Origin of the sequence: Streptococcus sp. HMSC067A03 (genome assembly GCF_001814295.1) — a bacterium.
Taxonomy (GTDB): domain Bacteria; phylum Bacillota; class Bacilli; order Lactobacillales; family Streptococcaceae; genus Streptococcus; species Streptococcus constellatus.
The window spans coordinates 72,538-87,563 of record NZ_KV815682.1 but is presented as its reverse complement, the minus strand read 5'-3'; the positions used below and the strand labels follow the sequence as shown (position 1 = coordinate 87,563).

The window sequence follows — 15,026 nt, the reverse complement described above, 5'->3', positions numbered from 1 at the left end:
GCAACTTTAGCACAAAAAAATGAAACCACTTTCTTGTAAAATTATTATTTTTTACCAAAAATTCTAAAAGCCGAATATTCCTTTTTTCTTTATGATAAAATGTTAAAAATCCTTAATTTTTTCTATTATAATTTGATATTTCAAATGAATAACCGAATAATCTTTTTTATTTAGTTTATCTTGTTGAAAAAATGATGAAGAGCTCTCTTGACTAAAAATAGCATGTGAAAATCTTGCGACAAGCATTGTTTTGCGTTACAATGAATAGAGAGTACATTTGAATACATTATATAAGGAATAAATGATGATTACCAAAGAATTTGATACGATTGCTGCTATCTCTACTCCTCTTGGTGAAGGAGCTATCGGTATTGTTCGACTGAGTGGAACAGAGAGCTTTGCCATTGCTCAAAAAATCTTTAAAGGAAAAGATTTAAGTACAGTTGCTAGTCATACACTAAATTATGGCCATATTGTTGATCCAGCAAAAGACGAAATTTTAGATGAAGTCATGATTGGAGCAATGCGTTCTCCCAAAACATTTACACGCGAAGACGTGATTGAAATCAATACGCACGGTGGAATCGCTGTTACGAATGAAATCCTTCAATTAGTGATTCGAGAAGGTGCCAGAATCGCAGAACCTGGTGAATTTACCAAACGAGCCTTTCTCAATGGACGTGTAGATTTGACACAAGCTGAAGCGATCATGGACATTATCAGAGCAAAAACGGATAAAGCTATGAATATTGCTGTCAAGCAATTAGATGGGTCTCTATCCGATCTCATCAATAATATACGTCAAGAAATACTTAACACGCTGGCTCAAGTTGAAGTCAATATTGACTATCCAGAATATGATGATGTTGAGGAAATGACGACCAAACTTCTGTGTGAAAAAACGGCTGACTTTGAAGAACTTTTAACTCAACTTTTAAAAACAGCACGCCAAGGTAAGATTCTACGTGAAGGAATTTCTACCGCTATTATCGGCCGCCCTAATGTTGGCAAATCTAGCCTTCTCAACAACCTTTTACGTGAGGATAAGGCTATTGTGACAGATATAGCTGGTACCACTCGCGACGTCATTGAAGAATATGTCAACATTAATGGCGTGCCATTAAAATTGATCGATACTGCCGGTATCCGTGATACAGATGATATTGTCGAACAAATCGGAGTAGAGCGATCCAAAAAAGCTCTCAAAGATGCTGACCTTGTACTTCTTGTGCTAAATGCAAACGAGCCCTTAACAGAACAAGACCATAAACTTTTAGAAATCAGCCAAAACACCAATCGTATCTTGCTACTTAATAAGACAGATTTGGACGAAAAGATTGAAACTACTCAACTCCCAGATGATTTTATCAAGATTTCGGCTCTTCAAAATCAAAATATTGATAAAATTGAAGAACGAATCAATCAACTTTTCTTTGAAAATGCTGGCATTGCAGAACAAGACGCTACTTATCTCTCGAACTCTCGTCATATCTCTCTAATCGAAAAGGCCATCGAAAGTCTTCATGCTGTTAATGAGGGACTAGATTTGGGAATGCCGGTAGACTTAGTTCAAGTCGATCTAACTCAGACGTGGAGAATCCTCGGCGAAATCACAGGGGATGCAGCTCCTGATGAACTCATTACTCAGCTTTTCAGCCAATTTTGCTTGGGAAAATAACAAAAGATAAATTCAGTTGAAAACAATCAAACTCTATGATTTTTTCTGTAGAAGTCATAGAGTTTTTTTATTGTGTTCATAAAAAAGTCCCATAAGACCTATAATGAAAAGCGACAAAATCATCATTAGAAAGGCTCTTATGGAACAATGAAATTTTATCACAACCTTACTCGGAATGAAAGACCCTAATATTACTATTTTGGATTATCTAGATGCTGGTACACATAAAGAAATCATCGCTAAGCTAGAAGCTACTAACAACCTTATCAAGGTTATCAAGCGCAACGCTTTTGGCTTCCGAAACTTTGAAAACTTTAAAACTAGAATTCTCATCGCTTTAAATATCAAAAAGGAGAGAACCAATTTGGTCCTCTCCAGGTTGTAACTTTTCGTCACCCACTACAGTTGACAAAGAGCCTATTTGTGTAAGGCTTCGATTGCCTCCGGCAAAGACATAACAACAGCTTATGCAGAATGTGGCTTTGGCGACTATTCCGGTTTTTACCGTACATTTAGAAAAGAATTTGGGATGTCACCCAATGAATTTAAGAACTCCTCAGAGAAAATAAAATCCCGATAAGTGGCAGTTTATGTGTATTATCCCGGTACAGCCTTTGGTTTGCGTATAATTTTAACCCAGTAAATCACTATCAGCAAAATAGATATAACAGTCACGGGCAGTCCCGCTTCAAAGCCGTATCTGCCTCCGTTCAATATGGTTTGATTCATGTCCGCCTCAGTGAGAAGTACGCTTGTAGGCTGTGCAAAGCCACTCACTATAATGCCGAAAACTGGTCCCAATATGAAATTCCATCCCGAATGAAATCCGCTCACCAGCCATACATTGTCATAATAGTAGAATATAAGGCTTGCAAATGTTCCGATTAGAACGGTATTGATTAGGCTGATCGCGGAAGCACCTGAATTACTGATGTGTCCGAGTCCAAATATTATCGAATTGGAAATTATACCCGCAGCCATGCCCCACTTTACAGCAATCTGAGTAAACAACAGGCTTCTAAGCAAAAACTCTTCCATAAAGCCCTGAACTACAAATCCGGCAAGCAACATTAAGAAGACTGTTATGTTGAAGTTCTTATTGAACTGAAAGCTCACTCCGCCAAGCAGAATATTAATCCCCCACACAATTGCCAGCATAACAAGAGAGACAAGCCAGCCGGCACAATATCTGAGTAAAAACTTTTCTTTACTCATTCCCAGAGATGCAAAGCTCCTTTTACCGACCTTAACCATAAAGCCCACACAAACGGGCATTGCAGCGAAGTAGCCAGCAAGAACTCCTACGATTTGTTGACTGCCTCTGAATATAATCTGAAAAATAATCATTACAGCAATATAAAGCAGATAGCAAAGTGCAAATGTCTTAAAACCTGCTCCCTCTGACTTTTTCAATTCAAGCATTGTGCTGTTAAGCTCTAATTTTCCCATGTAAATTTACCTTTTCTTAATTATACATACTACTGCAATACAAACTAATTGACTGTACCAATATTCACAATAAAATATAGCAATCGTTATTAAATTGTTATGTTTTTATATATAGCACCACGGGTCAAAATATATATTTTTCATTCTCATCAGAATAAGTACAACCTACGCTCTGATTGTCATAAATGGTGACCCCTCTGTATTATCAGTTGGATCCAAACTCCGTACTCTAAATAAATAATCTACTGAATAATAGCCATTATTACTAGCATTATAAGGATCCATTACATAGGTCATTCCGTTGTTATAACCTTTCATGATTAATTCATGTGTGACAGGATAATTTGCAAACACACTAGTTCCTACTGCACCAAGCACATGGTGCCCCATAGCAAGTGCTTCTCGTACAGCTGCAGTTGATCCTAAAGTCTCTGTTTTTAGACCCCAATGCCGTGCTGCTAATACAATTCCGTGGCTCGTTGTTCCGTAACTTCTCTTATTAAATTCATTCGTAGAATGATAGAGATAATCGGCCACAGTCGTTGGCAAGACAGTCTGTCCTGTAATACCAGAAATTGCCATAGCGACTGTCGTTGGAACGCAGCCTGTTGCGGCAAACGTATAACCACCATAAGTTCGTCCTGCCCAACGACTATCACGTTGAGAATAATATGGCGTTTCATAGACTCTTTTGTTAACTTGAAGTTTAATCCCCCCCACACCAACTAATTGACCATCATTTTGGACATAATATAGATGGACATTGTATTCACCAGTGGAGTTTTTATGATTACTAGCATTGACAAATAATTTATAAGTTCCATCAGCTTGTTTTGTGGCTGTGTACCAACTAACATCATCTTGTCCATTGACACTAGACCAAGTTGGTAGTTTCACTTCACGAACACCATTGGGACTGAAAACATTGGATACGACAACTTCAAAAGTTCCTGTGTTGGGATTGTTGTTTTGAATAGTGATTTTTCCAGTTGGTTTCAGCTTATCTGGAGAAATTGTGACATTGGTTGATGTACCACCTACTCCAATCAATGTTCCATTATTTTGAACATAGTATAAATGAACATAATATAAACCGGTCGAATATTTATGATCACTGGCTTTGACTGTGACTTTATAGGTTCCATTGACTTGCTTTGTAGCAGTGTACCAAATAATATCATCCTGCCCATTGACACTAGACCAAATTGGAACACTAACTGCTTTCACTCCACCAGCTGGATTGGAAACTTCTGATACAATCACATCAAAGGTCCCAGTATCAGGATTATTATTGGCAATAGTAATTTTCCCTTGTGGTTTAGCAATGGAAACATTGGTTTTTGTTCCAGTCACACCCACCAATTTACCATTATTTTGGATATAATATAGATGAATATTATACTCACCAACCGAGTTTTTGTGATTACTTGCCTTAACAGTCACCTTATAAGTTCCATTGGCTTGCTTAGCTGCCGTATACCAGATAATATCATCTTGTCCATTGACACTAGACCAAATTGGTAACTTGACTTCGCGTACACCGTAAGGATTAGAAACATTGGACACGATAACATCAAAGGTTCCAGTATCAGGATTATTGTTTTGAATGGTAATTTGTCCTTGTGGCTTAGCTAAAGAAACAACTGTTTGTGTCCCTGCTACACCTACTAATTTACCATCATCTTGTACATAATAAAGATGAACATTGTATATGCCTGTTGAATATTTATGATCACTAGCTTTAACCGTTACCTTATAGGTTCCATCTGCTTGCTTTTTAGCAGTATACCAGATAATGTCATCTTGACCATCTACATTAGACCAAGTCGGTAATTTTACCTCGCGAACACCATCTGGGCTGGAAACACCTGATACAATCACATCAAAGGTTCCTGCATTCGGATTATTATTCGTAATTGTCAAAGTACCTTTAGGACGAGCCATCGAAACAGTTGTCGTTGTTCCAGTCACTCCTACTAACTGACCATCATGTTGAACATAATATAGATGAATATTATATTCACCTGTGGATCGTTTATGATCAGTTGCTTTAACAGTCACCTTATAAGTTCCATCAGCTTGTCTAGCAGCTGTATACCAAATAATATCATCCTGTCCACCATCACTAGACCAAACTGGAACACTAACTGTCTTCACTCCACCAGCTGGATTGGAAACTTCTGAAACAATCACATCAAAGGTTCCTGTTTCAGGATTATTATTAGCAATAGTAATTTTCCCTTGTGGTTTAGCAATAGAAACATTGGTTTTCGTTCCACCTACACCAATTAATTGACCATCATTTTGAACATAGTAAAGATGGATATTATACTCACCAACCGAGTTTTTGTGATTACTTGCCTTGACCGTTACCTTATAAGTTCCATCAGATTGTCTAGCAGCTGTATACCAAATAATATCATCCTGTCCACCATCACTAGACCAAACTGGAACACTAACTGTCTTCACTCCACCAGCTGGATTGGAAACTTCTGAAACAATCACATCAAAGGTTCCTGTATTGGGATTGTTGTTTTGAATGGTAATTGTTCCTTTGGGCTTACCAATGGATACAGTTGTTTTCGTTCCAGTCACACCAATTAATTGACCATCATTTTGAACATAGTAAAGATGGATATTATACTCACCAACCGAGTTTTTGTGATTACTTGCCTTGACCGTTACCTTATAAGTTCCATCAGATTGTCTAGCAGCTGTATACCAAATAATATCATCTTGACCATTGACACTGGACCAAATTGGCACTTTCACTTCACGAACGCCATAAGGTGCACCGACATTTGAGACAATCACATCAAAAGTTCCTGTTTCAGGATTATTATTGGCAATAGTAATCGTTCCGGATAAAGCATTTTTTGCAATAGGTGCATTACCAGTAAAACGTCCAGTATAATCCACGCTTTGATCAAACACGTGGCGGCCAGGTAGCAACTCAGCTTGCGAAGTAAACTGCCAAGCCCCTGCTTCACTATTATATTTCAATGTTTTTGCATCATCAGCACTTAATTTTGAAGTTGGATATTGCGCTACCCAGAAATTCTCTAAACCAAATCTCTCTGTTTGGATTGGTCCTTTCGTTCTGAGATTGTTTCGATCAAGCCAACTTGCACTTGTATAGTACATCAAATTGGAAAAACCCATACGCCGCATTTCATCCGCCCAAGCTTGAGTGCTTGTATTGATATTCGAAAGCATATCGGAATCTTCAATATCATTTACCATAACAGTTGATGACGGAAGATTTAATCTCCTTGCTTCCTCTGAAAAATAGCGCGCTTCTGCCCTTGCTTCTGCTTCATTAGTATAGTGAGAAAAAGCATAAGCTGATACTTGCATACCCGCAGCTTGTGCATTTTGTGCTTGAGAAATTGCATAAGGATTTTTATAGCTCGTTCCTTCTGTTAGTTTAACAACAACGCCACTTACTCCTTTTTCAGCTAAGCGCTGATAATCTTCTTTGCTGATGTGACCATTATGACTACTGACATCTACAAAAGTTGATTTTTTCACTTGTGCATCAGTATTACTCCTAGCTGTTGCTTGATTATTTTGCGCAGCAAAAAAAGTTGATTTATTGTCTTTTTTAGTCTCATTTGCAACTACTGGATTTTCTTTCACAACTGATTTTTCTTTAGACGCTTTAGCCTCAGTTAAAGCAGTCGAAGAATCAGTTACTTCATTTTCAGATGAAGAAGATGAAGTTACTTGATTTACTGGAGATGTATGAGTAGCTTCTTTTGTTTGGAATTTAGGTGAAGAATCAGCTTCTTGTTTATTGAGCTCTACTGTTGTTTCTGAAGTAGAAGCTTTTACGGATTCAGCGGCAAAAACTTGATGCGAACTAGCTGCAATTAAAATAGCTGTGCTTGTTAAATAAAATAAACTTTTCTTTCTCACTTTTGTTCTCCATTTTAAAATCAGCCTGCTATAAAAGTCTAGCAAGCTGATCACTTTTTATAAGAATTATTTCACAAAGTCTAATAACGCAAGGAAACTTTCTGCTTCAAGTGATGCACCACCAACAAGAGCGCCATCAACATCTGGGCAAGCCATGTATTCAGCAACATTGTTAGGTTTTACTGAGCCGCCGTATTGTACACGAACTTTATCCGCTACTGCTTGGCCAAAATCTGCTGCAACTGTGTCACGAACAACTTTACACATTTTTTGTGCGTCATCTTGGCTAGCTGATTTACCAGTACCAATAGCCCAGATTGGTTCATATGCGATAACAAGTGAAGAAACTTGTTCTTCTGATAAGCCAGCAAGAGCGGCTGAAACTTGTCCACCTACGAATTCAGCAGCTTTACCTGCTTCATAAGTTTCAAGTGTTTCACCACAACAAATAATTGGAAGCATCCCATTTGCAAAGATTGCTTTTGCTTTTTTGTTGATATCTTCATCTGTCTCATGGAAGTATTCACGACGTTCTGAGTGACCAATTACAACATAATCTGTGCCCATTTCAGAAAGAACTTTGGGACTATTTTCACCAGTGAAAGCACCAGCATCTTCAAAATAGCAGTTTTCTGCGGCAATTTTAAGATCAGAACCCTTAGCAGCTGCAAGAACTGTTGACAAGTCAAGGGCTGGAGCTGCGATACCAGCTTCAACAAGTTCTGATGAAGGCAATTTAGAAGCTACTGCTTCAACAAATGCTTTAGCTTCTTCTGGATTTTTGTTCATTTTCCAGTTACCAGCGATAAATGGTTTACGTGACATTTCACATACCTCTTCTTTTTTTATTTACATCTATCATTTTACCATAATTTAATAGAGAAATAAAGACTGAGTCTAATGAAATCATAAAAAAGAAAGCCCCGCAATAGCGGAGCTCGTTTGTCTGACTTTAATTGTTCATCTGGGAACTTAACTAAATTAAGCTTCGATTTCTGTAACCATACCTGAACCTACAGTACGTCCACCTTCACGGATAGAGAATGTAGTTCCTTGTTCTACGGCAATTGGGTGGATCAACTCAACATCAATTGTTACGTTATCACCAGGCATTACCATTTCAGTACCTGCAGGAAGTTCGATTGAACCTGTAACGTCTGTAGTACGGAAGTAGAATTGAGGACGGTAGTTGTTGAAGAATGGAGTATGACGTCCACCTTCTTCTTTAGTAAGGATGTAAACTTCACCTTTGAATTTAGTGTGTGGATGAATTGAACCTGGTTTAGCAAGAACTTGTCCACGTTCGATTTCGTCACGTTGGATACCACGAAGAAGAACCCCTACGTTATCTCCAGCAAGACCTTCGTCCAATTGTTTACGGAACATTTCAACACCAGTAACAACTGCTTTTTGGATTTCGTCACGAATACCAACAATTTCAACTTCATCATTGACTTTAACAGTACCACGGTCGATACGTCCTGAAGCAACAGTACCACGTCCAGTGATTGAGAATACATCTTCGACTGGAAGAAGAAGTGGTTTGTCAGTGTCACGTTCTGGTTCTGGAATGTATTCATCAACAGTATCCATCAATTCCATGATGATGTCTTCATATTTTTCATCACCTTCAAGAGCTTTAAGAGCTGAACCTTGGATAACTGGGATTTCATCACCTGGGAAATCGTATTCTGAAAGAAGGTCACGGATTTCCATTTCAACCAATTCAAGCAATTCTTCATCGTCAACCAAGTCAACTTTGTTCATGAAGACGATAAGGTATTTAACACCTACTTGACGTGAAAGAAGGATATGTTCACGAGTTTGAGGCATTGGTCCATCAGTTGAAGCTACTACGAGGATAGCTCCGTCCATTTGAGCAGCACCAGTAATCATGTTTTTAACGTAGTCCGCGTGTCCTGGAGCATCGATGTGAGCATAGTGACGTTTAGCAGTTTCATACTCAACGTGTGCAGTGTTGATAGTGATTCCGCGTTCGCGTTCTTCTGGAGCAGCATCAATAGATGAATAATCTTTTGGTTGGTTAACTGAACTTGGAAGACGACGTGCAAGTACAGTCGTGATAGCTGCAGTTAGGGTAGTTTTACCATGGTCAACGTGTCCGATTGTACCGATGTTAACGTGTGGTTTACTACGATCGTATTTTTCTTTTGCCATTTGAGTAAAAGCCTCCAATAAAATATATTTTATAGATAGACAGTAGGCAATACAGTCTAACTTTCTTTATTATTTTATCAAATTTTCTTCAAATTGCAAGTGTTTTACGCCTTTTTTATCAATTTATTCTTTGTCCAACTTGTAGTATGGTTGATTTGGTATAGAAGCTCCAATGCTTGATGCATAAATCCACTCCTTACCTTCCAACTGTGCAAAATTTTCAGCTTTTCCTGTTAGGATAACGCCTGAGAATTCTAATTTTTCTAAGTCTTCTTTCTTAGACAAGTCTAGCTTACCAAATTTTTTCAAGTAAGTTTTAATGTCATCTGACGGAGTTACATTATTGTAGGTACTTTTTCCAATGTCAGTCGCAATATATTTTTTTAAATTAACCAAGAATCCATCTACATCTTTCATTTGGGCAAGTCTGTTACTCAGTCTCTCTCCTTCTTTGAGATTTTTAATAGCTTCTTCTGCTTCCTTTTTGTGAACATATTCTTTTTTCGTTAGATAATCTGGACTCGTGCCGTATAGATTACTTGGTTGCCACCAACTTGGATCACCTGTTGAATTTGTACCAATCCAATACCAATTGGTTTTAAGATTCTTAGGAATCATTGCTCGAATTTCTTTTAAACTATACGGTTTATCAAAAGTCAGTGCTACCTCTACTAATTGATTTTGCATATCTTTTACGTAAGGAAGCTCTTTAGTTGGTTCATGGACAGATTCTCCTTTCTCCTCTTTCACATTTTTATTGTAGAATTGTGGCACTTTTTGGTTATTTTCTATTTGAATAGTTGCCCCAGATTCTGTATATCTGCCAGAATTTGCATGAAAATGGATTCCTCGATTGATATTAAAAATTCCAAAATCTGCCTTATATTCACCATAGTCGAGTGGAATTCCATAAATATCTTTAGCTTGTCTACCTTTAATACCACCATGGAGCATGTCCCCACCATTAGCAGACCAGGTATAAGTTTCAATATTAGGAAAGGCAACGCTTTCAACTAGTTGTACCTCATTGACTACCTTCCAAGCTTGGTTGCTGATGAGTTTTCCCGTAATCATACGAGCACCAATATATATTCCAAAAAATACTATCACTACTGTTGTTGACCAGAGAATGATTCGCTTTCTATTTCTCTTTTTGTTTTTCTTTGCAACGATTTCAAAAGTTTCCATGATAATATCCTTTCTTTTCCAAAACCTGTCGAAGTTTCTTTCGACTGCGCATGAGCTGAACCTTGACTTTGCTTTTAGAATAATGAAGCACTTCTGCTATTTCGCCTGTTGAGAACCCTTGAAAATAATAAAGATCCAACATGATTTTATCCCGCATTGGCAACTTTTCCACCTCCTCCATGAGAAAGTCGTAGTCTGATCCTTCAACAATCAATTGATTTCCCTTTGTAAAAAAATCTCGTCTCAGGATTTCCATATAATGCTTATCACGCCGGTATTTATCAATATAACGGCGAATAGACACACGATACATCCAAGCTCGCATTTTTTCAGCAGGGATGACAAAATCAGACTCTAGCATTTTGATAAAAACATCTTGAACAACATCTTCTGCTTGCTCTTTTGGAACGCCTGAGCCTTGCAGATAATAGACGATTTCTTTCGCAAAGGCAATCAAAACTTTTTCATAATCATCTAATTTGATATTCTCATCCCCCTTCCTTCACTAGTATAACGAATTGAAAGCGTTTCTGGTTACAAAAATATAAAAAAATCGGACTATTTCCGATTTTTTATTCTTCATCAGCCTGAATTTCTCAGTCCAGTCGCAATTCCATTGATTGTGACGTGGATCAACCTTTCTTCGTCAGGAGATAACTCCCCACGGCGTTGGCGTTTGATAAGTTCTAGCTGAATATAATTCAAGATATTAAAATAACGCATGCGGTAATCCAAACTGTCTCGCAAGTATGGATTTTCCTCTAACAGTTCATCATAATCTTCAATAGCAAGAATGACATTCTTGGTCAACTGCCACTCATCTAAGATTGTGTAATAGATTTCTTGAACTTTTTCATCTTCGCATAGTTTTGCATATTCAAAGGCGATATTCATATTCGACTTAGACAGCACCATGTCCACATTGGACAAAAGCGATTGGAAGAAAGGCCAGTTTTTATACATCTTTCTTAAGAAAGCTAGATTTTCTTTTGGATTTTCATCAATAAATTCTTTAAAGCTGGATCCAACACCATACCAACCAGGAAACATCACTCGACTTTGGGACCATGAAAAGACCCACGGAATGGCACGCAAGCCACCGATTTCCGTAATAGTTTTACGAGCAGCCGGTCTTGAACCAATATTAAAACTAGAAATAGCTTTAATCGGGCTTGATTCAAAGAAATAATCATAAAAATGCTCATTGCCAAAAACCAGGTCACGATAAATTTGATAACTCCGTTTTACTACTTGATCCATAATATATTCATAACGATTTGAAGTGTTGGTATCACTTTTTTTCTTAGTAATCATACGGTTAATCGTTGCCGAAACCAGCATTTCTAAATTGTAATAAGCAGCGTCTTTATTTCCGTATTTATTGCCAATAACTTCTCCTTGCTCTGTCAGGCGAATTCGGTCATTGATACTGCGGAGAGGTTGAGCGGTGATAGCTTCATAAGTAGGTCCACCACCACGACCGACCGTTCCACCACGACCATGAAAGAATGTAATCTTCACACCAAATTCATCTCCGATAGCGGTCAATTGCTGTTGAGCTTTATAGAGAGTCCAGCAGGATGATAAGTAACCACCGTCTTTATTGCTATCCGAATAACCAAGCATAATTTCTTGATAGTTATTATTGGAGGCGATCCATTTCTGAGCAATTGGAAGAGATAAATATTTCTTCATCGTATCATAAGAATTATCCAAATCCTCAATCGTTTCAAAGAGTGGCACGATCTGCACACGCGCAAATTCCCTATCAATAAGACCAACTTCTTTATGCATAACCGCCAGCTCTAAAAGGTCAGACACACTTGTTGCATGAGAAATAATGGTTTGCTTAATGACAGCATCCCCTAGCTTGTCTTTCAACTCACGTGCTGTCTGAAAAATTTCTAATTCTTTTTGTAAAAGATCTGATTTTTTAGCGTGTGTTGCAGAAAGAATCCGTGGATCATAGAGAAGTTCATTCAGCAGAACATGACATTTTTCGTCCTCAGAAAGCTCGCTATAATTCTCCACAATTCCTGCACTTGCTAACAACTCCGCAACGCAGGCTTCATGAACACTGGAATCTTGACGCATATCGATAGAAGCAAGGTAAAAACCAAATACTTCTACCGCTTGCAATAATTCAGTAAATTCGCCAGAAATCATTGCTTCGCTTTTATTTTCAAGAAGAGATTGTTTAATCGCTAACAAATCATGTTTAAATTCTTCAATTTTGTGGTAATGTGGCTCTGTCTTTATCTGATCAATAAAGTAAGCCTTTGTATTCTTTAATTTTGTTTGAATATAGTATAAAGCGCGACGATACAATTCTTTTTCGCGGTAAATAGAATTATCCTCTGATAAATAAGCCATTTCCTGTACCGCTTCACTGACTTTTACGATACCAGTTGACAAAGAAAACTCACGATACAGGTTAGCAACTTTTGTATCGTAATAATTCATAATCACTTCGCATTGTGTCAAAGCTGATTTTTTAAGCGTTTCAGATGTAACATACGGATTCCCATCTCGGTCGCCACCAATCCACATTCCCATTGTAATAGGGGTTGGATTTTTTAAGTCAATTCCATGTTTTTTGGCTAGACGCTTGTATTCTTCTGTTAGATTGGTCACTGCCTGTAAGAAAGAACTGTTGTAGTATTCCATCACATTAGTGATTTCATTCGTCACTTTTAATTTTTTCTCACGAATCATATCTGTGCGCATGATAATTTCTATATATCGCCGAAGATCATTATGCCATTTTTCTTCATTGAGCAAGCCCATTCGCACATCACGGTATCTACGTAACAAGACATGAATGTGATTGGTTAAATCCAACATAGTCGTCCGTTGCACTTGAGTTGGGTGAGCTGTTAAAACAGGTACAACATTTAAATGCTCTAAAATTTCAGCAGCATTTTCCTTTTCAGCAACTAAATCAATTGTTGTGGATAATTTTCCAAGATAATCTTGACCAACATTATTTTGATAGTTAATCTCAAAAGCTAAATCAACGTCTTCTGAAATATTGATCAAAAGAGGCAAGATAGAAAAATAACGTGAAATATAGGACATTTCCTTGTTCGACAGATTCTGAACAATTTCATTTAATCCTTCGTAATTTCCAACTGCTGCCAATTCTTTTAAAGCGATGATTTTTTCAAAGGTTTCAGGACTTAACATATTTTGTGTAACTTCTTCCAGTAAGTCCGTCAAAATCGTAACTTCTTCTTGGATGACTTCTTTATTATTGTAATTTTCTAATTTTTGAAGTGACATGATCTACACCTTTCAGTAAGCTTTTGCACAATCTCAAGTTAGCGAACAACTCTTAAACCGTGATTGGTTTCTTCTATTTCCCTATACAAACTTTCTCGTTTTTCATTGGCATCAATATTTAACACAAAAGCAATTGCAACAGATAATACCAACAGGCTATTTCCACCTTGTGACAAGAATGGGAAGGTCACACCAGTCGATGGAATCAAACCTGAAATTCCCCCAATATTGACAAAGGTTTGCGTCAGTAACATTCCACCAACACCAAGAGCCATCATAGAATTGAAAGGATCTTTCGCTCGTATTCCCACCAGAATGATCCGTAGAATAAGGAAAAATAAAAGAGCTAAAATCAAGCTGGCACCAATAAAGCCAAATTCTTCAATAACAATGGAAAAAACGAAATCTGTCTGTGCTTCTGGCAAATATCCGCGTTTCTCAATAGAGTTTCCCAATCCTAAGCCAAACCAACCGCCATTACTCATAGCATAATAGGAATTAGCTAGCTGGTGACCTGCACCTGACAGATCCTTAAATGGATTAAAAAAGGCACTAAATCGTTTTGCTACATACCCAAACACAGGAACCTTAGCGACTTTTTCCACACCAATGAGCCAAATACTGGTTAAAACAACTGTAGAAAGAGTGACCAGCACTCCGAGAAGAGTTGAAAACCAACGATAACCAATCCCACTAACCGTTACCATAATCATGGTCGTCAACAAAAGAATGGTCGCATTTCCTAAATCAGGCAAGGCAGCCACGATTCCGATTAGCACGATAGCAAGAATGCGCCAATCGTTCAGTGCACGCGGAATCAGTTGATTTCGTGTCAAAGCCTGATAGTCATAAGTTGCGATTTCATCTTGCTGATGAGAAAAACGCAGCGCTAGGAACCAAACCAGAATGATTTTTAAATATTCAGCTGGCTGAATGCTAAAACCACCAAAACGTAACCAACCGTGTGCTCCATTGATTCGTGCACCAAGGACACGTGATAAAATTAAGAGCAAGATTTCCACAAAAATAACAATGACAATCAATCGATTGTTTTTCAAGAAATCTAACTTTATTTTATAAATTAAAGCAATAGCAAGCAAACTGATTATCCAAAAAATTCCTTGATTTAAAACAGATCTGAGAGAATTGGCTCCTACCTGTACTAGAGTAGCACTTGACGTCGAATAAACAACTATCAGTCCTAAAATAGATAAAATCAAATAAGGAATCAAAATGGAATAATTCAGTAGGTGGCGTTTATCAATTTTCATAGTTCACCTATTATTTTAAAATTTTCACCGAACATTATACCATTTTTCAGGGTAAAATAAAA

At 37.6% G+C, this 15,026-nt stretch carries 10 protein-coding genes and 1 pseudogene; 3 read left to right on the top strand and 8 right to left on the bottom strand.

Features of this window, described 5'->3' with window-relative positions; translation table 11 throughout:
* Nucleotides 1–304 precede the first annotated feature (304 nt).
* The 3 genes and pseudogenes from mnmE (at nucleotide 305) to HMPREF2963_RS09745 (ending at nucleotide 2,258) form a co-directional block, all read left to right on the top strand.
* The gene (gene mnmE / locus HMPREF2963_RS08205) at nucleotides 305–1,678 is read left to right on the top strand and encodes a tRNA uridine-5-carboxymethylaminomethyl(34) synthesis GTPase MnmE (RefSeq protein WP_070669368.1); all 1,374 of its coding nucleotides are present in this window, start codon (nucleotides 305–307) and stop codon (nucleotides 1,676–1,678) included.
* 238 nt (nucleotides 1,679–1,916) lie between these two features.
* A pseudogene (locus HMPREF2963_RS08200) lies at nucleotides 1,917–2,063 on the top strand (transposase); the annotation flags it as partial.
* A 36-nt stretch (nucleotides 2,064–2,099) separates the two neighbouring features.
* Nucleotides 2,100–2,258, top strand: a complete 159-nt coding sequence (locus tag HMPREF2963_RS09745; RefSeq protein ID WP_020997947.1) for a helix-turn-helix domain-containing protein — start codon at nucleotides 2,100–2,102, stop codon at nucleotides 2,256–2,258.
* 17 nt (nucleotides 2,259–2,275) lie between these two features.
* On the opposite strand, the gene HMPREF2963_RS08195 is transcribed toward HMPREF2963_RS09745, so the two are convergent.
* From HMPREF2963_RS08195 to ftsW, 8 genes are all read right to left on the bottom strand, one after another.
* Nucleotides 2,276–3,127: a CPBP family intramembrane glutamic endopeptidase gene (locus HMPREF2963_RS08195; protein ID WP_006269648.1), complete on the bottom strand. Its 852-nt coding sequence runs from the start codon at nucleotides 3,125–3,127 to the stop codon at nucleotides 2,276–2,278.
* A gap of 165 nt (nucleotides 3,128–3,292) precedes the next feature.
* Entirely contained in the window at nucleotides 3,293–7,045 is a 3,753-nt protein-coding gene (locus HMPREF2963_RS08190) for a GBS Bsp-like repeat-containing protein (protein WP_070669367.1), read from the bottom strand.
* A gap of 66 nt (nucleotides 7,046–7,111) precedes the next feature.
* On the bottom strand, nucleotides 7,112–7,870 hold the full coding sequence (tpiA, locus tag HMPREF2963_RS08185) for a triose-phosphate isomerase (protein ID WP_006268363.1): 759 nt from the start codon (nucleotides 7,868–7,870) through the stop codon (nucleotides 7,112–7,114).
* Between the two features lie 156 nt (nucleotides 7,871–8,026).
* Nucleotides 8,027–9,223, bottom strand: coding sequence for an elongation factor Tu (gene tuf, locus HMPREF2963_RS08180; RefSeq protein ID WP_003023932.1), 1,197 nt, complete (start codon nucleotides 9,221–9,223; stop codon nucleotides 8,027–8,029).
* Between the two features lie 123 nt (nucleotides 9,224–9,346).
* Nucleotides 9,347–10,411, bottom strand: a complete 1,065-nt coding sequence (locus tag HMPREF2963_RS08175; RefSeq protein ID WP_070669366.1) for an anti sigma factor C-terminal domain-containing protein — start codon at nucleotides 10,409–10,411, stop codon at nucleotides 9,347–9,349.
* Entirely contained in the window at nucleotides 10,398–10,868 is a 471-nt protein-coding gene (locus tag HMPREF2963_RS08170; RefSeq protein ID WP_003073113.1) for an RNA polymerase sigma factor, read from the bottom strand. The genes HMPREF2963_RS08175 and HMPREF2963_RS08170 overlap by 14 nt, the downstream gene beginning before the upstream one ends.
* Nucleotides 10,869–10,993: 125 nt before the next feature.
* Nucleotides 10,994–13,693 carry a phosphoenolpyruvate carboxylase gene (gene ppc / locus HMPREF2963_RS08165; RefSeq protein WP_070669365.1) on the bottom strand — a complete coding sequence of 900 codons (2,700 nt, stop codon included), beginning with the start codon at nucleotides 13,691–13,693 and terminating at the stop codon, nucleotides 10,994–10,996.
* A 38-nt stretch (nucleotides 13,694–13,731) separates the two neighbouring features.
* Complete coding sequence (ftsW, locus tag HMPREF2963_RS08160) at nucleotides 13,732–14,964, bottom strand: cell division peptidoglycan polymerase FtsW (protein ID WP_020997950.1); 1,233 nt, start codon at nucleotides 14,962–14,964, stop codon at nucleotides 13,732–13,734.
* Nucleotides 14,965–15,026: the final 62 nt, after the last annotated feature.

Coding starts and splice junctions, on each gene's coding strand:
- ftsW (WP_020997950.1), bottom strand. CDS start 14,964: ATGAAAATTGATAAACGCCACCTACTGAATTATTCCATTTTGATTCCT.
- ppc (WP_070669365.1), bottom strand. CDS start 13,693: ATGTCACTTCAAAAATTAGAAAATTACAATAATAAAGAAGTCATCCAA.
- HMPREF2963_RS08195 (WP_006269648.1), bottom strand. CDS start 3,127: ATGGGAAAATTAGAGCTTAACAGCACAATGCTTGAATTGAAAAAGTCA.
- tpiA (WP_006268363.1), bottom strand. CDS start 7,870: ATGTCACGTAAACCATTTATCGCTGGTAACTGGAAAATGAACAAAAAT.
- mnmE (WP_070669368.1), top strand. CDS start 305: ATGATTACCAAAGAATTTGATACGATTGCTGCTATCTCTACTCCTCTT.
- HMPREF2963_RS08175 (WP_070669366.1), bottom strand. CDS start 10,411: ATGGAAACTTTTGAAATCGTTGCAAAGAAAAACAAAAAGAGAAATAGA.
- tuf (WP_003023932.1), bottom strand. CDS start 9,223: ATGGCAAAAGAAAAATACGATCGTAGTAAACCACACGTTAACATCGGT.